Source organism: Streptacidiphilus jeojiensis (genome assembly GCF_042510965.1).
Lineage (GTDB): Bacteria > Actinomycetota > Actinomycetes > Streptomycetales > Streptomycetaceae > Streptacidiphilus > Streptacidiphilus jeojiensis.
Map to the genome: position 1 here is coordinate 75,783 of NZ_JBEUKS010000004.1, position 18,716 is coordinate 94,498.

The 18,716-nt window shown below is 71.6% G+C and carries 17 protein-coding genes and 1 pseudogene; 7 read left to right on the forward strand and 11 right to left on the reverse strand.

What is annotated here, in order from left to right:
- Positions 1-3: 3 nt before the first annotated feature.
- Both ABUW04_RS12690 and ABUW04_RS12695 read right to left on the reverse strand, forming a co-directional pair.
- Positions 4-606: a GNAT family N-acetyltransferase gene (locus ABUW04_RS12690; protein WP_380564618.1), complete on the reverse strand. Its 603-nt coding sequence runs from the start codon at positions 604-606 to the stop codon at positions 4-6.
- Between the two features lie 156 nt (positions 607-762).
- A complete protein-coding gene (locus ABUW04_RS12695) occupies positions 763-2,049 on the reverse strand; it encodes an adenylosuccinate synthase (RefSeq protein ID WP_030258037.1) in 1,287 nt (428 codons plus the stop codon).
- A 132-nt stretch (positions 2,050-2,181) separates the two neighbouring features.
- Between ABUW04_RS12695 and ABUW04_RS12700 the strand changes: the two genes are divergently transcribed.
- On the forward strand, positions 2,182-3,162 hold the full coding sequence (locus tag ABUW04_RS12700; protein WP_030258035.1) for a diacylglycerol kinase family protein: 981 nt from the start codon (positions 2,182-2,184) through the stop codon (positions 3,160-3,162).
- 10 nt (positions 3,163-3,172) lie between these two features.
- Here ABUW04_RS12700 and ABUW04_RS12705 read toward each other — a convergent pair whose 3' ends face one another.
- From ABUW04_RS12705 to ABUW04_RS12715, 3 genes and pseudogenes are all read right to left on the reverse strand, one after another.
- Positions 3,173-3,637: a QcrA and Rieske domain-containing protein gene (locus ABUW04_RS12705; protein ID WP_380523927.1), complete on the reverse strand. Its 465-nt coding sequence runs from the start codon at positions 3,635-3,637 to the stop codon at positions 3,173-3,175.
- Positions 3,638-3,667: 30 nt separating this feature from the next.
- Positions 3,668-4,138: pseudogene (locus ABUW04_RS12710) on the reverse strand (DoxX family protein); the annotation flags it as partial.
- Between the two features lie 57 nt (positions 4,139-4,195).
- Positions 4,196-5,308: a hypothetical protein gene (locus ABUW04_RS12715; RefSeq protein ID WP_380564619.1), complete on the reverse strand. Its 1,113-nt coding sequence runs from the start codon at positions 5,306-5,308 to the stop codon at positions 4,196-4,198.
- A gap of 151 nt (positions 5,309-5,459) precedes the next feature.
- On the opposite strand from ABUW04_RS12715, the gene ABUW04_RS12720 reads away from it, so the two are divergent.
- Positions 5,460-5,882, forward strand: a complete 423-nt coding sequence (locus tag ABUW04_RS12720) for a DUF3151 domain-containing protein (RefSeq protein WP_030258025.1) — start codon at positions 5,460-5,462, stop codon at positions 5,880-5,882.
- A 195-nt stretch (positions 5,883-6,077) separates the two neighbouring features.
- On the opposite strand, the gene fbaA is transcribed toward ABUW04_RS12720, so the two are convergent.
- The gene (fbaA, locus tag ABUW04_RS12725; protein ID WP_030258022.1) at positions 6,078-7,100 is read right to left on the reverse strand and encodes a class II fructose-bisphosphate aldolase; all 1,023 of its coding nucleotides are present in this window, start codon (positions 7,098-7,100) and stop codon (positions 6,078-6,080) included.
- A gap of 286 nt (positions 7,101-7,386) precedes the next feature.
- On the opposite strand from fbaA, the gene ABUW04_RS12730 reads away from it, so the two are divergent.
- Both ABUW04_RS12730 and ABUW04_RS12735 read left to right on the forward strand, forming a co-directional pair.
- Complete coding sequence (locus ABUW04_RS12730; protein ID WP_380564620.1) at positions 7,387-8,415, forward strand: hypothetical protein; 1,029 nt, start codon at positions 7,387-7,389, stop codon at positions 8,413-8,415.
- Positions 8,416-8,448: 33 nt separating this feature from the next.
- Positions 8,449-9,255, forward strand: a complete 807-nt coding sequence (locus ABUW04_RS12735) for a DedA family protein (RefSeq protein ID WP_380564621.1) — start codon at positions 8,449-8,451, stop codon at positions 9,253-9,255.
- A 45-nt stretch (positions 9,256-9,300) separates the two neighbouring features.
- Here ABUW04_RS12735 and pyrE read toward each other — a convergent pair whose 3' ends face one another.
- From pyrE to ABUW04_RS12760, 5 genes are all read right to left on the reverse strand, one after another.
- The gene (pyrE, locus tag ABUW04_RS12740) at positions 9,301-9,837 is read right to left on the reverse strand and encodes an orotate phosphoribosyltransferase (protein ID WP_030258016.1); all 537 of its coding nucleotides are present in this window, start codon (positions 9,835-9,837) and stop codon (positions 9,301-9,303) included.
- A 25-nt stretch (positions 9,838-9,862) separates the two neighbouring features.
- Positions 9,863-10,720, reverse strand: coding sequence for an aldose epimerase family protein (locus ABUW04_RS12745; protein ID WP_380564622.1), 858 nt, complete (start codon positions 10,718-10,720; stop codon positions 9,863-9,865).
- Between the two features lie 55 nt (positions 10,721-10,775).
- Positions 10,776-11,843, reverse strand: a complete 1,068-nt coding sequence (locus ABUW04_RS12750) for a hypothetical protein (protein WP_380564623.1) — start codon at positions 11,841-11,843, stop codon at positions 10,776-10,778.
- Between the two features lie 149 nt (positions 11,844-11,992).
- Positions 11,993-13,651, reverse strand: a complete 1,659-nt coding sequence (locus ABUW04_RS12755; RefSeq protein ID WP_380565021.1) for a spermine/spermidine synthase domain-containing protein — start codon at positions 13,649-13,651, stop codon at positions 11,993-11,995.
- Positions 13,652-13,852: 201 nt separating this feature from the next.
- A complete protein-coding gene (locus tag ABUW04_RS12760) occupies positions 13,853-14,371 on the reverse strand; it encodes a DUF2617 family protein (protein ID WP_030258008.1) in 519 nt (172 codons plus the stop codon).
- Positions 14,372-14,943: 572 nt separating this feature from the next.
- Here ABUW04_RS12760 and ABUW04_RS12765 point away from each other — a divergent pair.
- From ABUW04_RS12765 to ABUW04_RS12775, 3 genes are all read left to right on the forward strand, one after another.
- Positions 14,944-16,125, forward strand: a complete 1,182-nt coding sequence (locus ABUW04_RS12765; RefSeq protein WP_030258006.1) for a pyridoxal phosphate-dependent aminotransferase — start codon at positions 14,944-14,946, stop codon at positions 16,123-16,125.
- 7 nt (positions 16,126-16,132) lie between these two features.
- The gene (locus ABUW04_RS12770; protein WP_380564624.1) at positions 16,133-16,600 is read left to right on the forward strand and encodes an NUDIX hydrolase; all 468 of its coding nucleotides are present in this window, start codon (positions 16,133-16,135) and stop codon (positions 16,598-16,600) included.
- A 214-nt stretch (positions 16,601-16,814) separates the two neighbouring features.
- Positions 16,815-18,695, forward strand: a complete 1,881-nt coding sequence (locus tag ABUW04_RS12775) for an alpha-galactosidase (protein ID WP_380564625.1) — start codon at positions 16,815-16,817, stop codon at positions 18,693-18,695.
- The last annotated feature ends 21 nt before the right edge of the window (positions 18,696-18,716 follow it).

Genomic DNA, 18,716 nt, shown 5'->3' on the forward strand with positions numbered 1-18,716 from the left:
GCGTCAGCCCTCCAGCAGTCGGTTGGTCAGCCGGGCCTTGGCCTCCGGCCACTCGTCCACCAGCATCGAGAAGTAGACGCTGTCGCGCCAGGACCCGTCCGCCCGCAGCCGGTGCCGCCGCAGCACGCCCTCGCGCTGCGCGCCGAGCCGGGCGATGGCGTTCTGCGAACGGGTGTTCAGGTGGTCGGTCTTCCACTGGACCCGGCCCATGCCGAGGTCCTCGAAGGCGTGGGTCAGCAGCAGCAGCTTGGCCTCGGTGTTCACCGCCGTGCGCCACACCGGGCGGGCGTACCAGGTCCAGCCGATCTCCAGGCGCTCGTCGAACGGAACGATGTCGAGGAACGTCGTCCACCCGACCGGCTTCCCGGTGGCCAGATCGATCACGGCGAAGGCGACGGAGGTACCGGCCTCCACCTCCGCGAGGCGCTCGTCGAGCAGTCGGCCGAGCTCCTGCTCGCTCTGCGGCGGTGTGACCGTCAACCAGCGCCACACCTCCTCGTCCCGGCCCCCGGCCAGGAAGAGCTCGGGCAGGTGGTCGCGGGACAGCGGCTCCAGGCGGACATGGGCCCCGGTGAGCGTCGTGGACGCGGGTGTCTTCGCAGGCATGGTCAGACAGTAGGCAACGTTTGAACTAAGCGCAATTCATTTCTGCATTAGTACAAATAGGGGACGGTGGTGCCCGAACGCCGAGGACCCCGCCCACCCGCGACGGCGGGTGAACGGGGTCCTCGGTCGACGACGACAGCGGGCCGGTCGGAGCGGCTACGACAGGAATGACCTGACCTGGATGGTCTCGGTGCGGCCCGGTCCCACGCCGATCGCGGAGATCGGGGCGCCGGACATGTCCTCCAGGGCCTTCACGTACGCCTGGGCGTTCTTCGGCAGGTCCTCGAAGGTCTGGGCCTTGGTGATGTCCTCGGACCAGCCGGGCAGGTTCTCGTAGATCGGCTTCGCGTGGTGGAAGTCCGTCTGCGAGTAGGGGAGTTCGTCCACCCGCCGGCCGTCGATCTCGTAGGCCACGCAGACCGGGATCTGCTCCCAGCCGGTGAGCACGTCCAGCTTGGTGAGGAAGAAGTCCGTCAGGCCGTTGACCCGGGTCGCGTAGCGCGCGATCGGGGCGTCGAACCAGCCGCAGCGGCGGTCGCGGCCGGTGGTGACGCCGCGCTCGCCGCCGATGCGGCGCAGCGCGTCGCCGTCGGCGTCCAGCAGTTCGGTCGGGAACGGGCCCGAGCCGACGCGGGTGGTGTAGGCCTTGAGGATGCCGATGACCCGGTCGATCTTGGTCGGTCCGATGCCGGAGCCGGTGCAGGCGCCGCCGGCGGTCGGGTTCGACGAGGTGACGAAGGGGTAGGTGCCGTGGTCCACGTCCAGCAGGGTGCCCTGGCCGCCCTCCATCAGCACGACCTTGTTCTCCTCCAGGGCCTTGTTCAGGACCAGGACGGTGTCCGCGACGAACGGGCGCAGCTTCTCGGCGTAGCCGAGGTACTCCTCGACGACCAGGTCGACCGGGACCGCGCGGCGGTTGTAGAGCTTGACCAGGATCTGGTTCTTGTCGTGCAGCGCGGCTTCGACCTTCTGCAGCAGGATGCTCTCGTCGAACAGGTCCTGGACCCGGATGCCGACGCGGTTGATCTTGTCGGCGTAGGTCGGGCCGATGCCGCGACCGGTGGTGCCGATCTTGCGCTTGCCCAGGAACCGCTCGGACACCTTGTCCAGGGTCCGGTGGTACGGGGTGATCAGGTGCGCGTTCCCGGAGACCAGGAGCTTGGAGGTGTCCACGCCGCGGTCCTGCAGTCCCACCAGCTCGGAGAAGAGCACGGCCGGGTCGATGACCACGCCGTTGCCGATCACCGGCGTGCACGTCGGGCTGAGAATGCCCGAGGGAAGCAGGTGCAGTGCGTACTTCTGATCGCCTACGACCACCGTGTGACCGGCATTGTTGCCGCCCTGGAAGCGGACTACGTAGTCGACCGAGCCACCGAGGAGGTCGGTGGCCTTCCCCTTGCCCTCGTCGCCCCACTGAGCGCCGACCAGCACGAGTGCGGGCACAGGCGTACACCCCTTTCGGGCGGGGCACAACAGACGGCGGAAGGCCGCCGTTCTGGCCCCGGATAGACCAAGCCCCTGGCGCAACAGCGCAAGGGGCTCTTACACCGAGAGATTACCCGAGGAAGGAGAGCGGTGTCGGCTGTGCGATCGGCGGGAGAGGCACTCCTGGTGGTGGTCTCCCCCGCCGCCCTGGCCCTGGACGCGGAATCGGTCAGGGTGGCCAGGGACGTTCTCGGGGCAGCCTTCGCGGTGAAGCTGGTGGTTCCGGGGAGCCTGGCCGAGCTGGAACGGACGCTTTCGCGCAGGGGCGGGAAGCGACTCGTTGTGATTGGTGATGACCGTGCGGTGCACCAGGTGGTGCAGGTGTTGCACCAGCGTGCGGAGCTGGCGGTGAGCCCCCTCGGGATCATCCCGATCGGAAATGGCGAAAAGGTGACCCTGACCAGGTCACTGGGGGTGGCCGCGCGCCCCGTGGACGCCGCCAGAACGGTCGTCGGCGGCGCCGAACGCACCCTGGGCCTGCTCGTCGACGAGAGCGGCGGAGTGGTGCTCGGCGGACTGCGCATCCCCGGCCGCGGGCACCCCGGAGCCGTGCCCGGAGCAGCCGCGGAGCTGATCCACCCGGACCGTCCGCCCGGCTCCGCGGACGGCGCCGCAGCGGTACCGCAGCCGAGCGGCGCCGACTCCGAGCCGCGTTCGCTCAGGGCGAACAAAGCTGCGCCCGGGCGAGGCGGTCTGCTTCCGTCCCGCTGCCTGGGCTGGGGCCTCCAGTTCGGACGGGCCGCCCGCAGCGTCGCCGCACAGCTGCGCCCGCTCCGCGGCGACCCCGGGCAGGCGCTGCTGGTCGAGGCGGACGGGCGGATGCTGGCCGATCTGGACCACCCGGTGTACCTGGTCGCCGCCCCCGACGACGGCCTGATGGAGGTGCTGCTGAGCCCCTCGTCCGGGTCCGGCGGGCCGTTGCGGGTCCGGGTCCGGCGGATAACCGTCAGCGGCGGCCCGGCCACCAGCTTCACCTATCTGGCGGACGACGCGCCGGGCGGCCCGGTCCAGCACCGCACCTGGACCGCCGAACCCGCCGCCTGGCGGCTGACCGTCCCACCTGCCGCCTGACGCCTGCGGCTCAGGCCGTCTCCGTCCCCAGGTGCAGCTGGTCACCGGTCCGGGTGATGCCGAAGCGGGCGAGCGCCTTGGTGGCCGGGCCCTGGAGCACGGCGCCGGTGGCTGCGTCGAAGCAGGAGTTGTGGCAGGGGCAGACGAAACGGCCGTCCTCGGGCGGGTTCACCGTGCACCCCGAGTGGGTGCAGACGCCGGACAGCGCGGTGTAGCGGCCCTCCTCGGGCTGCTGCAGGTAGACCGGATCTCCGCTGCCCGGAGCGGCCACCCGGAGCACACCGCCGACCGGCACCGAGGCCACCGCCGCGACGGCGGTCCCGGTTCCCGTCCCCGCCCCGGTGCCGGTCCCTGCCCCGGTTCCGGTCCCTGCCCCCGCACTCGGCGCGGCCGTCCGGCCCCGGCTCCGGGCCACCCCCGCGCCGGTCAGCAGCACCGCGCCGGCCACCGCGAGGGTCGCGATGCCGCCGTCCACCAGAACCTGCCTGCGGCCCCGGCCGGCGGCCGTCCCGCGCGCATGACGGGCGATCAGCTCGTCCAGCGAGTACTGCGGCGTCCCCGCCAGCACCAGCGGCACCCAGGCCATCAGATAGATCAGGTCGTTGCCCAGGTAGTACGGGTGCACGCCCCAACTCACGCTCAGCCACAGGGTCAGATTGATCAGCGCGCCGCCCAGCGCGGCCAGTCGCCCCCACAGCCCCAGCAGGGTGCCGAACCCCACCGCCAGTTCGCCGAAGGCCATGGCCAGCCCGGCGGGCGTGGGCGAGCGCACCGCCTGGTCCAGCAGCGCGCCGATGGGGCTGTGCGCGGCCACGGCGTGCGCCTGTGCGGCCATGGACGCGGGGTCGGCCACGCCGGCCAGGAAGTGCGGGTCGGCGAGCTTGTCCAACCCCGCGTAGACGAAGGTCGCGCCGAGGAACAGCCGCAGCGGGAGCAGCGCGTAGCGGCTGGGTGAGCGGTCGGGCGGAGTGTCCATGGCTTCGGTCCGATCGGGCTGCGGCTGCGGGTAAGGACGGTGACGGTTCATCAGGGGTCAGTCGGCGGAGCTGCTGCCGGGGGCGGCGCTCCGGCAGAGCCGGGCGGCGTCACCGCTGAGCTGCGGGCAGAGCCTGTCCCTGGCCGCCGACCTGCTGGCGTAGTTGACGTCCCAGTAGCTGACCATCCCGCTGACGCAGTCGGCCCGCTGCCAGGCGGACGACGCCTGCTCGCACTGCGCCGCCGTCCAGACCGGGCGGTCGATGTTGTACTTCATCAGCCGCGAACCGGTGCCCCGGGAGCAGTCCTCGCGGGCGCTGCTGGTCGGTGCCGCGAGGCACCAGGTGAGGGACTGGACGAAGGCCGTCGGGTGCGCGGTGTAGTCGTGGGTCTGCAGGAAGTAGATCGGGGCGTAGAAGTAGCAGGCGCTGCGGTAGATCGACGGCTGCTCCGCGCAGGGGTACTGCGGCTCGCCGGCCAGCCGGTCCGCCGGGAGCTTCGCCAGCGCCGTCGGATCGCCCTCGTCCGGCTCGAAGAGCTGCATGAAGATGCCCTCGGAGCAGGCCACCACCTGGCTGGACTCGGGGAAGCGGTCGCACATCCGTTCCGCTCCGGCCACGTCCAGGTGGGAGACGAACATCGCTCCGTGCCCGATGCCGTGGATGCAGGACAGCGACTGGTCGGGCGAGCAGAGGGTGGTCACCGCCGTCTCCGGATCGGGCATCTGCTGCAGCTTCTCCTCCACCACTCCGTGCAGGTAGCCGGAGCCGCATACGTCGTTCAGGAAGGAGACCGCCCTGGTGAAGTTCCCGTGGTACTTGGCCAGCGCGGCGTGCCCGATCTCGTGCGCCACCGGATGGCAGAAGCCGTCGACGTACGGGTCCTTGAGGGTGATCCGCTCCAGGTCGGCGAGGGCCGCGCCGGGGTCCTTGGCATCGGTCTCGGCGACCAGGTAGTTGCGCAGCGTGCTCAACGTCCAGACGGCGGGAACCGTCGGGGCCGTGCTGGACGGCGAAGGGGTCGGGGACGAGCCGGCGGACGACGGGCCGGAGGACGAGGCGGACGGCGACGAGGAGGCGGTGGACGAGACCGGCGGCGCGGACTCGGCGACCGCCGACCAGGAGGTCGTGGCGACCGCCCAAACCCCTGCGATGTATAGGAAAAAGGCCATAAGAAGCGCCAGTGGTCGATACATCCGCGAGTCCCCCCAAGACTGCCGAACAGGTCATCCGGCAGGGAACACGCTCTCCACGGGCGCCCCGGTTCCGCGCTGACAGCCGGTGCTTACAGGACCTTGACAGCCGGATGGCAGACTTCAGGGCATGAGCATCCACAAGAATCTGCTGGACGGACCGGAGCCGACGCTGCTGCCCGAGGACGAGCAGCCCTACCGCATGCTGGCGGAGGAGTCCGCATCGCCGGCGCAGGTGGCGGCGGAGTTCCCGACCTTCTCGCTGGCCTGGGCCATGCTCGCCGACGACGCCTACGACGCCGGGCATGTCGTCGAGTCGTACGCCTACGCCCGCACCGGATACCACCGCGGCCTGGACGCGCTGCGCCGCAGCGGCTGGAAGGGCCACGGGCCGGTGCCGTGGGAGCACCGGGCCAACCGGGGCTTCCTGCGCTGCCTGGCGGCGCTGGCCCGCGCCGCCGACTCGATCAAGGAGACCGAGGAGGCCGACCGCTGCTGGCAGTTCCTGAAGGACAGCAGCCTGGCCGGCTACGAGGAGCTGAAGGGGCAGTAGCCCTGCGGGGGTCCGGGGGTCGCCCCCCGGATGGCTGGAGTCTGAAGGACAGCAGCCTGGCCGGCTACGAGGAGCTGAAGGGGCAGTAGCCCCGGGCAGCCCGGCGGCGCCCCAGGGGGCGGAAAGCCCGAGGCCCGGTACGCGGTGATCGCGTACCGGGCCCCTGCATGAAGCGGTGCGGCGTACCGCCTGCGGCTACTTCAGCCGGGTGCCGGCCGAGCGCAGGCTCTGGGTGGCCTCGACCACGCGCGCGGCCATGCCGGCCTCGGCGAGCTTGCCCCAGGTGCGCGGGTCGTAGGTGCTCTTCTTGCCGACCTCGCCGTCGACCTTCAGCACACCGTCGTAGTTGCGGAAGATGTGGTCCACGATCGGCCGGGTGAAGGCGTACTGGGTGTCGGTGTCGAGGTTCATCTTCACGACGCCGTTCTCCAGCGCGGTGGCGATCTCCTGGGCGGAGGAGCCGGAGCCGCCGTGGAAGACGAAGTCGAACGGGTCGGTCTTGCCGTACTGCTTGCCGATGGCGTCCTGCAGCTCGCGCAGCAGCTCCGGCTTGAGGACGACGTTGCCCGGCTTGTAGACGCCGTGCACGTTGCCGAAGGAGGCGGCCAGCAGGTAGCGGCCCTTCTCGCCCAGGCCCAGCGCCTCGGCGGTGCGGACGGCGTCGTTGACGCTGGTGTAGAGGTTGTCGTTGATCTCGTGCGAGACGCCGTCCTCCTCACCGCCGGTCGGGGTGATCTCGACCTCAAGGATGATCTTCGCGGCGGCGGCCTTGGCCAGCAGCTCCTGGGCGATGGCCAGGTTGTCGGCGAGGGTCTCGGCCGAGCCGTCCCACATGTGCGACTGGAACAGCGGGTTCTCGCCGCGGGCGACGCGCTCCGCGGAGATCGCCAGCAGCGGGCGGACGTAGCCGTCCAGCTTGTCCTTGGGGCAGTGGTCGGTGTGCAGCGCCACCGTGACCGGGTACTTGGCGGCGACGATGTGGGCGAACTCGGCGAGCGCGACCGCGCCGGTCACCATGTCCTTGCTGTACTGGCCGCCCAGGAACTCCGCACCACCGGTGGAGATCTGGATGATGCCGTCGCTCTCGGCCTCGGCGAAGCCGCGCAGGGCTGCGTGCAGCGTCTGGGTCGAGGTGACATTGATGGCCGGGTAGGCGAACTTGCCTGCCTTTGCCCGGTCCAGCATCTCGCTGTAGACCTCGGGGGTGGCGATAGCCATGACGAATCCGCTCCTGTCGGTGATGCGTTTACGGACACTGCGACCCCGACCAGGAGTCGGGCACCGGCGTCATTCTCCCATCCCTGCCCGTCGGCTTCACCCCCGCGGGGGACACCCGGGACGTTTCCCCCCTCGCACACCCGAACGGATTAAAAAGGATCAATTCGGCCAAGCCGGGCAGCCCTGCCGGGAAGCGTCTCCCCGGTAGGGCTGATGGATCGACAGAACGGGGGGCACCCGAATGGTCACGCGGGCGGGCACGGAGCGGACGTCACGATCGAGGTGGGTGAACGCCGCGGTGACGGCGGCCGCGCTGCTGCTGCTCGCCGGGGTCCCGGCGGCCGGCACCGCGCGGGCCCAGGCCGGGACGCAGCTGAGCCGCCGTGCCCCGGAGGCCTGCGGGGCCACGGCGTCGATCCGGCGACCGGCGTCGGCCGGGCCCAGGCCCGCCGCGTACCGGACCGTCGCCCTGTCCCACCAGGCGGCGGCCCGGCGCCTCTGGTACGACCAGCCGGGCGAACTCCCGATCGGGCTGTGGTCGGACGCCACCGTGGTGCTGCGCGCCCCGGCAGCGCACGGCACCGTACGGCTCGACCTGGCCAGCCGAGGCTTCAGCACCGACTCGGTCGAGGTCCAGCGCTGGGTCCCGGCCTCGCACCGGTGGGTGGACCTCGCCGCGGCCCGGAGCAGCGCCGCTTTCCCCACCCGGGGCAGCTTCAGCTTCCCGATCGCCACCGGCGCCTCGCCGTCCAGCCCCGAGATCGTCCCGCTGCGGCTCCAGGACCTGGACACGCCCGGCAGGCTCAGCGTCACCGCGTCCTTCGCCGACGGGCACGGTCACCGCTACCGGGCGCTGGCCGTGAGCTCGACGGTCACCCGTCCGCGCATCGACTTCACCGGCTGGCCGGCCCGGGTCGCACTGCACCGCGGCGGCCCGGCGCAGCGCTTCGGCCTGACCGTGCGCAACACCACCGACCGGTCCTACCCCGCCCTCACCGCGCTGTTCTACGCCTACGGCACCGGCGCCGGACGCGTCCTGACGCCGCGTGACCTGGTGCTCCAGCAGTATCTGCGCGGGCGCGGCTGGGTCGGGCTGCCGCTGCTGGCCGGCGTCTGCGATCCGGGCATGAGCACCGCGCTGCGGCCGGCGTCGGGCGTCGCGCTCGCTCCCGGCGCCGAGGAGACCGTGCAGCTCAGGCTGGCCGTGGCGAAGGGCGCCCCGCACGCGGTGGGCTCCGCCTTCGCCGGTCTCGCGGTGCAGAGCGGGGACACCGCACTGGCCGCGGAGAGCCTGCCGTTCACAGTGCGGAGCTAGGGGGCTCCTAGCCGCACGGGTTACTCTGCGCGGGTGACCACGACTCTCGCGTTGAACGTATCGACACTGCTCGACGCCAAAGCCCTGATCGCCCAGGTGGGTGCGATCGGCCTGCTCGCCATCATCTTCGCGGAGACCGGCCTGCTCATCGGGTTCTTCTTCCCCGGCGACTCGCTGCTGATCCTCGGCGGCGTGGCCGCGTCCAGCGCCGGTATGAAGGTGCTGGGCGTGCAGATGTCGATCGCGGAACTGCTCGTCGCGGCGCCGCTGTGCGCCATCGCCGGCGCGCAGCTGGGCCATCTGCTGGGGGCCAAGGCCGGGCCCAAGCTCTTCAGGAGGCCCAACTCCAAACTGTTCCGCCAGGAGCACGTGGACAAGGCCGAGGAGTACTTCGTCAAGTTCGGCCCGGCCAAGGCGGTGCTGATGGCCCGCTTCATCCCGGTGGTGCGGACCTTCCTCAACCCGGTGGCCGGCACGCTGGAGATGCCGGCCCGGCAGTTCTTCGTGTGGAACGTGGTCGGCGGCGTGGTCTGGACCGAGTCGATGCTGCTGATCGGCTACGAGTTCGGCGCCTCGATGGCCCCGGTCATCGACAAGTACCTGGTCCCCGCCATGGCGCTGATCATCCTGCTGTCGATCTCGCCGATCCTGCTGGAGCTGGTGCGCGAGCGCCGGAAGAAGCGGGCCGGCGGGGCCGTCGAGAACGGAGCAGCCGGAGCGGCCGGAGCCGGGACCGCTGAGGCCGACGGGCTCGCCGCGACGGCCACCGCCTCCGCCGTGGCGGCGCAGCGGCCGTCCGCGGACGAGGCCGCAGCGGGCGGGCGCCACCGCAGGCGCTGACGCCGGCCGGTAGCGGCCCCCCGCTCCGCGCTGGTCAGAGGCTGGTCAGAGCCCGAGGTCGGTCAGCTGGTAGGCGGCGAGGTACGGCAGGCCCTGGGCCTCGACGGTCGGGGCCGCGCCGCGCTCCACGATGACCGCGACCGCGACCACCTCGCCACCGGCCTCGCGCACCGCCTCGACGGCGGTCAGCGGCGAGCCGCCGGTGGTGGAGGTGTCCTCGACGACCAGCACCCGGCGGCCCTTGACGTCGGTGCCCTCGATCCGGCGCTGCATCCCGTGCGCCTTCTGCGCCTTGCGGACCACGAAGGCGTCCAGCCGCTCGCCGCGCGCGGCGGAGGCGTGCAGCATCGAGGTGGCCACCGGGTCCGCGCCCAGGGTGAGCCCGCCGACGGCGTCGAAGTCCAGGTCCGCGGTGAGGTCCAGCATCACCTGGCCGACCAGCGGTGCGGCCTGGCCGTCCAGGGTGATCCGGCGGAGGTCGATGTAGTAGTCGGACTCCAGGCCCGAGGACAGCGTGACCTTGCCGTGGACCACGGCCTTGGTCTTGATCTGGTCGAGAAGCGCGTCGCGGTGGTTGCTCATGAGGCCCCAGCCTATCGACGCCGGCTCAGTGGCGCCGCCAGGTCCAGGTGGTGCTGACCTCCAGCGGGTCGATACGGGTGACCAGGCGCGGAGCAGTGTTCAGGCCGTTGGGCGGTCCGGTCTGCGGCTCCACGCAGATGGCGTCGTCCTGCTCGTCGAAGACCACCAGCCAGTCGCAGCCCGCCTTGATCTCCAGGCTGAGCTCGTCCTCCCAGACGAGGGTGGCGTCGACCCCGTACGGGAGGCCGAAGCAGTCGTCGCGCGGTCCGTCGACCGGACTGATCCGGTTGCCGGTGGGCAGGTGGTCGCTGCCGCGCTCCTCCTGCCAGGCCGGCTCGAAGTCCAGCCGGGCCGCCGCCCCGTCCGGGCTGAGCTGCTTGCGGAACCACGGGTGCCAGCCGGCCATGGCCGGGAAGGAGACCTCGGCGGTCTCCACCGAGAGGGTGGTGCGCAGCGACTCCGGGGTCAGCTCGAACAGCTGGGTGACCCGGCCCGCGTAGGGCCACGGCTCGGTCAGGTCGTAGTAGTACGCGGCGCTGGTCGCGCCGACGGGTGCGGCCTCGCGCCAGGCGGTGCGGACGCCGGTGCCGTGGATGGCGTGCGGCGGCATGTCGACCGGCAGCTCGTGGCGCTCCCCGCCGTTGCGCCAGCGGCCGTGGTCGACCCGCCCGGCCCAGGGCACCATCGGGAACGAGCCGTAGGCGAACACGCCCTTCCCCTGCGCGGCGGGGTCCTGCCCGGTCCGCAGCAGTTCGGTACCGCCGATCCTGAGGCTGCCGAGGCGGCAGCCGTCGCCGGGCAGCACGGTCACCTCGACGTCACCTGCCGTCAGCAGGACGGCGGCGTCGGCGGGAGCGGCCGAAGAAGCGGCGGAGCGAGGCATCGCGGGCCTCCTGGAGTGCGGGGACGTCGGGTCGACGGAGTCGTCGGGGTCGACGCTACCCGCGTCGGCGCAGCACCCTGACCAGGATCACGGCCCCTCCCAGCAGGGCCGCTCCGCCGCCGACCACCCAGGGCACCCGGCTGGGCTCGCCGTCGGCGGACGGCGGCTCGCCCATCCGGCGGGACGGGCCGCCCCAACGGGCCGCGGCGCGCGAACGGGCACTGCGCGGGGGCAGGGTGGGGCCGTAGCGACCGCTCGGCGGGGCGTGGTCCACCTCCTCGGCGGACCGTCCCACCATGCTGCGGCGGGTCGCGGAGGGGTCCGGCCAGGGCTCGTTGAGCGCGGCGGCGGCGTTGAAGGAGGATGCGTCCAAGGAGCCGGCGGGCTCGTCGATCAGGAACAGTCCGGACTCGTCGACGCCGTCGATCCCCTCGATGCCATCCGGGTCCTCGGGGCTGTCCGGGCCCTGCGGGTCGTCGAAGTCGGCCAGCTCGGAGAGGTCGGTGAGCTCGCCCAGCTCGGCGAGCTCCTCCAGGTCGGCCAGCTCGGCGAAGAGGATCGGATCGTCCTCGGCGCCGTCCCCCTGGACGGCACCGTCAGCGCCGATCAGGTCGGCGTCGGCGAGGTCGGCGACCATCGCCGCGCAGAAACGATCCAGCAGGCGGCGCAGCGCGACCGAGACCGCCTCCGGGTGGAGTTCCTCCACCCGGCCCTTGGCCGCGAGGTCGCCGTGGAACAGCACCCGGGCCCGGTCCTCGCCGTCCGGCAGCACCGCGACCCGCAGCAGCCCCGACACCGAGCCGCTGCCGACGGACTGCTGCGCCCGGACGGCGACGACCATGTCTCTGGCGTAGCCGGCGTCGCCGTCCGGACCGGCGTCGGTCGCGGGCACGAACTCCAGCTCGCCACGGTAGGTGATGGAGGAGCTGCCGATCCGCAGTTTCAACCGGCCCACCAGCGCCGGCCCCGCCGGGGTGCCGCCCGGATCGCCGCCGCCGGCTCCGGGCCGGACCTCGGGCTGCTCCGCCGTGAATCCCGGCAGGCAGCGCGCCAGCAGCTCGGAACGGCGCAGTGCCTCTCGGACGGCCTGCTGCGGAAGCGGTACCAGAACCTCATGCTCCATGCCTTGGAAGCCTACAGATCACCCGGCTCCCGGGCGGGCGTATGCGGCTGTGAACCTCACGCAACGTGAACCCGGCACGGACTCGGCACGGATTCGGCGCAGCCCGCCACGGGCCTCGCCTGGGCCTCGCCCCGGCCTCGCGACGGCCCTCAGCGCGGGTTCAGCAGGGTCGAGGGGGCCGGCTGGTGCGCCGGACGGCGCAGGTCGGCGAGGGTGACCGCGATCCGCAGCGCGGCCGCGTCCAGGCTGCCGGGCGAGGCGTCGGAACTGGTCGGCGGGCGGAGCCTCGGCGCGCCGACGGAGGCCAGGATGAACCCCCAGTCGGTCGGCCCGTCACAGGAACGGTCCGCGGGCACCGCGTACTCGGCGGTCCGCAGTCCGGTGGAGCGCAGCGTGGCCTCGGCCGCCCAGAAGGCGTCCGCGGCCACCGGTCCGGCGTGCACGGCGAGCCGCCCGTCCGGGGCCAGCACCCGGTGGACCATGCCGTAGAACTCCTGGGTGTAGAGCTTGCGCCCCTCGTCCAGGCCGGGATCGGGGAGGTCGGCGACGACCACGTCGTAGCGCTGCCCGCCGCGGGCCGCCGTGCGCAGCCAGTCGAAGGCGTCGGCGGTGACCACCCGTACCCGGGGATCCGCCAGGGCGTTCCGGTTCATCCGGGTGAGCGCCGGGTCGGTGCGGCCGAGGTGCACCACCGCCGGGTCGATCTCGACCACGGTCACCTCCCGCACGCCCGGCTCGCGCAGCGCCTCGGCCGCCGCCAGGCCGTCACCGCCGCCGAGGACCAGCACCCGGGCGTGCGCGCCGACCAGGGCGGGCTGGACCAGCGCGGCGTGGTAGCGGGCCTGGTCGGCACCGCAGACGGCGAGCCTGCCGCCGAGGTACATCCGCAGCGAAGCCGCCGCCGCCGCGTCCTCGGCCGGACGGGAGGCGGGTTGGCTGCCCTCCCCGGGCACTTCGTGCGGGGGGTACCCCATGCTCGCCGTGCGCGGCGGGGGCACCCGTGCGGCCCCGGTCAGCACGATGTCCTGGTAGCGGCTCTGGGTGGAGAAGCGGATCGGCGCCCCGTACAGCGCCTGCCGCGCGGCGCGTTCGAACGCCCCGGTGAGCGCGGCGGCGACGGCCAGGACCACCAGCACCGCGCCGCACAGGCCCCAGAGCAGCACCCGCACCCGGGGGCTGGGCTCCCTGGGGAACAGCCACAGCACCACCACCGCGCCGGCGACGGCGTTGACCGCACCGGTCAGCAGGGCGCCGGTGGCCTGGCCCAGCATCGGCAGCAGCAGGAAGGGGAAGGCCAGACCGCCGACCAGGGCGCCGACGTAGTCGGCGGCGAAGAGGTCGGCGACCGCCCGTCCCGCCTCCTGCCTGCGGATCCGCTGGATCAGGGTCATCAGCAGCGGGATCTCCGCCCCGATCAGGATGCCGATCAGCAGCGCCACCCCGACCAGGGCGGTCCGGTAGTGGCCGACCCAGACGAAGCAGCCGTAGAGCAGCAGCACGGACAGCCCGCCGACCAGCGCGAGTGCGCTCTCCACCAGGGCGAAGGAGGTGGCCGGGCGGCGGGTGAAGCGCTTCGCCAGCAGTGAGCCCACACCCATGGCGAAGACCATCACCGAGAGCACCACGGAGGCCTGGGTGACCGAGTCGCCGAGCAGGTAGCTGCCCAGGGCGACCAGTTCCAGTTCGTACACCAGACCGCAGGCGGCGCAGACGAACGCCGCCAGCAGCACCAGCAGCCGGGCGGCACGCCTGCCGTCGGCCGGCCTGCCCTCGGTCGGCGGCTGCGAGGAACCTGCGGAATGGTTGATCACGAACAAACGCTAGGCGACGTCAGGTCACGGCCACTTCCCCCGTGAGAGTGATAGGGACATGTTCCGCATTGACGCTTCGATCATGTGAGCGGACATACACATGGGCATGTCCATGAAAACTGCGCCGGGCCTGGCACCGCCCTCGTGCAGAACCCCTGACGGAACCCCGCACGGAATTCCGGTTCCTCTGTCGATCCGTCAACTCCGGTACCAGTCCTGAACTTTCAGCGACGAGCGGGTGCACACCAGTCGCCCCTCCTGCGGATAGGCATGCCAGGTGCGCCAGTGGATGCCCTGCGCGTCGCCTCCGGCGAGCAATGCGGTGAAGGCGGTCGGGTCGCCGGGGAACACCCCGGCCAGTCCATAGGGATGGTTCTCCACCAGCGCGAGCAACTCCTGTGCCCTACCGGCGAAACTCTGTTCCTCCAGTCTTTCCACCCGGGCCGCGAATTCGTACTCCCGACCCTGGACCCGCTCGGCCACCCGGGCCGGCAGCGGCGAGCGCCGCCCCGGCAGACAGGCCACGGTCTCCGAGCAACGGCCGGACTCCGTACCCAGGACCACCTGGTGAGAGGCGCCGAGCAGGCGCAACTGGAGGTCCACCGGGCCGATCCGGAGATCCAGGACCGCCAGCGCGGGCAGTTCCTTGCTGCCCAGGCACCAGGCCAGATCCCCGGCGCGGGTGTCGGTGTAGGAGGTGTTCAGGGTGGTGAGCATTCTTGGCTCCGCGTACTCGGGTCACTCGAGGGCACCGGGTCGGAACTGCCGCCGAACACGCGCACGGTCCTGCGGGCATGGCGCATCGGGACATGGCTGCCCTGCGGCAGCGGTCATTCGGGGACTCAGAAGCAGGGAAGCACGAATACTCCGTGTTCGTAGAGCATTTACCCAACTTCACCGCCCTACCATCATTCCCGGATGGATTCCTTCTCCTTGTGTCCGCGGCCCTGACCGATGCTGCCCGTTGACGTGGGAAAACCCTGGTCGCAGGGATAACCGGAAGCACCCTGGGAACTGCTTCGGAAGGGCCGGTGAAGGAAATCGACGATTGTCACATGCCCTGGGCAATCGACCCCAGCACTGTCCCCTGCCGTTCTCACTCCTTCGAGGGTCACTCGTACGGCACACCCGCCTGTCAATCGCTGATGCGCCGTCACCCGCCAGGGTGGCGCGGCCGACGCGGTGGAGGCGGTCACCTCACCACCCCGCCCCGACCGGGCGTCCGGTCGCGAACCCGTAGGCTGCCCGGCAGGGGCGTCACCGGACGGCGCAGGAGAGGTGTTGGCGACATGGGTGCGAGGCCGCTGTTGAACCGCCGGCTGGCCGGACTCGGGACGACGATCTTCGCGGAGATGTCGGCCCTGGCCACCGCGACCGGGGCGATCAACCTGGGCCAGGGCTTCCCCGACACCGACGGCCCGGCCGAGATCGCCGAGGCCGCGGCGCGGGCCATCCGCGAGGGAAGGGGCAACCAGTACCCGCCCGGCCCCGGCATCCCCGAGCTGCGCACCGCGATCGCCGAGCACCAGCAGCGCTTCTACGGCCTCGGCTACGACCCGGACACCGAGGTCCTGGTCACCGCCGGTGCCACCGAGGCCATCGCCGCGGCGATGCTCGCCCTGCTCGAACCCGGCGACGAGGTCATCGCCTTTGAGCCCTTCTACGACTCCTACGCCGCCTGCATCGCCATGGCCGGCGCCACCCGGGTCCCGCTGACGCTCCGCGCCCCGGACTTCCGCCCCGACCTGGACCTGCTGCGGTCCCTGGTCACCCCGCGCACCCGGCTGCTGCTGCTCAACACCCCGCACAACCCCACCGGCACGGTGCTCACCCCCGACGAACTGACCGCCATCGCCGAACTCGCCGTCGAACGCGACCTGCTGGTGGTCACCGACGAGGTCTACGAGCACCTGGTCTTCTCCGGCGCGCACCACCCGATCGCCGCGCTCCCCGGCATGCGCGAACGCACGGTGAGCATCTCCTCCGCCGGGAAGACCTTCTCCTTCACCGGCTGGAAGGTCGGCTGGGTGACGGCCACCCCGGAGCTGGTCAGCACCGTCCGCACGGCCAAGCAGTACCTGACCTACGTCAGCGCGGGCCCGTTCCAGTACGCCGTCGCCGAGGCCCTGCGCCTGCCCGACGCGTACTACGCCGACTTCCGCACCGACCTGCTCCGCAAGCGCGACCTGCTGGACGCCGGGCTGCGCAGCGCCGGCTTCGAGGTGTACGAGCCCCAGGGCACCTACTTCATCACCACCGACATCACCCCCTTCGGCGAGAAGGACGGCTACGCCTTCTGCCGCGCCCTGCCCGCCCGCTGCGGCGTCGTCGCCGTCCCCAACTCCGTCTTCTACGACGACCCCGACGCCGGCCGCAGCCAGGTCCGCTTCACCTTCTGCAAGCGCCTGGACGTGATCTCCGCAGCGGTCGAGGGACTGACCGCAGGCCTCGCCGACCTGCGCCACCAGTAACGCCGGAATGAGCTTCCGGCTGGCGGCCTACGCCGTGTGCGTCGAGGGCGGGAGGGTGCTGCTCGCCCTGCACGTACCGCCGGAGGACGTACCCGTCTGGACCCTTCCGGGCGGCGGGGTCGAGCACGGGGAGGACCCGTTCGACGCGGTGGTCCGGGAGGTAGCCGAGGAGACCGGCTGCGACGCGGTGGTCGAGCGCCTGCTGGGCGTGGACTCCAGGGTGATCCCGGCTGCCCTCGCTCGCGCGGGGGCCGAGCACCAGAACGTCGGCGTCTTCTACCAGGTCCGCATCGTCGGCGGCCGGCTCCGGCCCGAACCCAACGGCGAGACCGCCGAGTCGGTGTGGACCCCGGTCCCCGACGTCGCCCGGCTGCGCCGGTCGTCGCTGGTCGACATCGGCCTCGCCCTGGCGCAGACCGCCCCGGCCACCGGCCACGTCCCGCCCGTCCCGGTCGGCGGCCTGATCCAGCCCTGAGATCGCGACGCCGCTGGTGTCTGATTTGGTTCAACTATGTTGATTATCCTGGGAAGTTGAGCTGATCCGTTGACGCTCAATGTTTGATTATGGTTAGCTCCGGATTGTGAACGGAGCGTAACACCGACCCGTCCTGCCGCCCGGTGAGGGCCTTCTGCCAGTGCATCAGCACCGCAACGATCAGAAGGGCACAGCCATGCACGCGATGCCGCACATGCGCTTGTTAGTCCGGTTGGAGTCGGGAGAGGAACGGGAGTTCGGCCCCTTCCCGCTCGGGGAGGCCGCCGCGGTGACCCGCGAGGGCGTCGAGGTCGGCGTGGGTGCGGCGGCGCCGTACCGGGTGACCGTGCGCCCGCCGGGCGGCGAGCGGATCGTCTCCCTGGAGTACCTGCTGCGGGCCCCGATGGGGAACTTCGACGAGGTGGTCCCACCGGACAGCGGCCGCTGGTTCATGAACCTGATGCACGTCACCGGATTCTGGAAGTACGGGCGGCTCGCCCAGTCGAAGATCAACGACGTCAAGGTCCCGCTCTACCTGTTCACCGGGCGGGACGGGAACGTCGAGCTGGCCATGGGCGTCCTGGGCGAACTGGTCGAGACCGACCTCCGGCTCCTGGAGCCGGTCTCCAACCGGGCGTTGAACGTCCACACCCGTGGCGTCGAGGTGAGTGTCCGCCGCGGGACGGACGAGTACCCGCTGCCCCGGTCCGTTCCGGCGGCCGACGGCTCGGTGACCGAGTACGTCTACCTCCGCACCAGGCCGGAGCAGGGCAGCCACGGACCCTGGCTGGACGTGCTGCGGGACTTCTCCGAGCGGACCCGCTCGGTCTTCGGGCTGGAGGACCGCATCGTCGCCACCTCCTTCGAACCCTTCTGGTGCAGCTGGACCGACTGGGCCAGTGACGACATCGGCGAGGCCATGGTCCTGGAGAACGTCAAGATCGGCCTCGACGTCGGCGTCCGGAACTTCATCATCGACGACGGCTGGTTCGGCCCCGGCCTCGACACCGCCTACGAGACCCCGCTGAACATCGGCGACTGGACGCCCGACCCGGCCAAGTTCCCCGACATGCACGGGCTGGTGCGCCGCATCGAGGCGCTGGGGGCGCGGGCCGTCATCTGGTGCGCCCCGCACGCCGTCGGACCGGCGTCCGACGCCTTCGCCGGGCGCCGTCACCTGCTGATCGCACCCGCTTCGGGTGAACCCGTGCTGGGCGAGACCCAGTTCTACTCGCTCTGCTTCATGAACGCCGAGGCCCGCCGGGCCATGGCCGACGTCTGCGTACGGCTGGTCCAGGAGTACGGCTTCCACGGGGCCAAGTACGACCTGTTCAACTGGATACCCGACCTGCGCTGCGAGAGCCCGCACCACGAGCACGACCTGGACTCGATGCTCATCGGCCTGCGGCTGATGCTGGCGGAGGCCGACCGGCGCACGCACGAGCTGTCCCCGGACTACATCGTCGAACTCAAGCAGAACTACGGCACGGTGTTCCTCACCCCCTACGGCACCTGCATGCGCGCCGGCGACGCGCCCTTCGACCCGCGGACCAACTTCCTGCGCACCCTGCACGTCCAGGCCTACACCCCGGCCGCGATCAACGACTACCAGACCTTCGGCCCCGACGACTCCCCGCAGGACGTCGCGGTGGCGGTCATCGCCATGCTGGCCGCCGGCATCCCGGCCTACGGATCGGACTTCGCCCGCCTCTCCGACCAGTCCAGGGACGTGCTGCGGTGGTACCACCGCCTCTACGCCGACAACATGAGCGGCTTCCTGGAACACCGCACCGCCCACAACGCCTCGCACGGCGTGCTGCGGGCGCGGGCCGCCGAGCGCGACATCGTGTTCGTCCTGCAGCCCTCCACGTCCTGCCGGATCGACCGGCCCGCCGTCGTGCTCAACGGCGGCTACGCGACCCGGCTGACGGTCGACGCCGAGGCCGCGGGGCTCTGCTTCACCGTGCTGTCGCCGTCCGGCGGACGGCTCACCGAACCGCGTGAGCACCCGGGCGGCCCGCTCACCGTCGACGTCCCACCGGGCGGGGGCATCGACTTCACCGAGAGCACCGCGGACGGGGTCCGGCTGCCATGACTCAGGCGCTGGAAGTCCCGT

Coding starts and splice junctions, on each gene's coding strand:
- ABUW04_RS12715 (WP_380564619.1), bottom strand. CDS start 5,308: ATGGCCTTTTTCCTATACATCGCAGGGGTTTGGGCGGTCGCCACGACC.
- ABUW04_RS12760 (WP_030258008.1), bottom strand. CDS start 14,371: ATGCTCACCACCCTGAACACCTCCTACACCGACACCCGCGCCGGGGAT.
- ABUW04_RS12720 (WP_030258025.1), top strand. CDS start 5,460: ATGAGCATCCACAAGAATCTGCTGGACGGACCGGAGCCGACGCTGCTG.
- ABUW04_RS12750 (WP_380564623.1), bottom strand. CDS start 11,843: ATGGAGCATGAGGTTCTGGTACCGCTTCCGCAGCAGGCCGTCCGAGAG.
- pyrE (WP_030258016.1), bottom strand. CDS start 9,837: ATGAGCAACCACCGCGACGCGCTTCTCGACCAGATCAAGACCAAGGCC.
- fbaA (WP_030258022.1), bottom strand. CDS start 7,100: ATGGCTATCGCCACCCCCGAGGTCTACAGCGAGATGCTGGACCGGGCA.
- ABUW04_RS12765 (WP_030258006.1), top strand. CDS start 14,944: ATGGGTGCGAGGCCGCTGTTGAACCGCCGGCTGGCCGGACTCGGGACG.
- ABUW04_RS12775 (WP_380564625.1), top strand. CDS start 16,815: ATGCGCTTGTTAGTCCGGTTGGAGTCGGGAGAGGAACGGGAGTTCGGC.
- ABUW04_RS12745 (WP_380564622.1), bottom strand. CDS start 10,720: ATGCCTCGCTCCGCCGCTTCTTCGGCCGCTCCCGCCGACGCCGCCGTC.
- ABUW04_RS12690 (WP_380564618.1), bottom strand. CDS start 606: ATGCCTGCGAAGACACCCGCGTCCACGACGCTCACCGGGGCCCATGTC.
- ABUW04_RS12770 (WP_380564624.1), top strand. CDS start 16,133: ATGAGCTTCCGGCTGGCGGCCTACGCCGTGTGCGTCGAGGGCGGGAGG.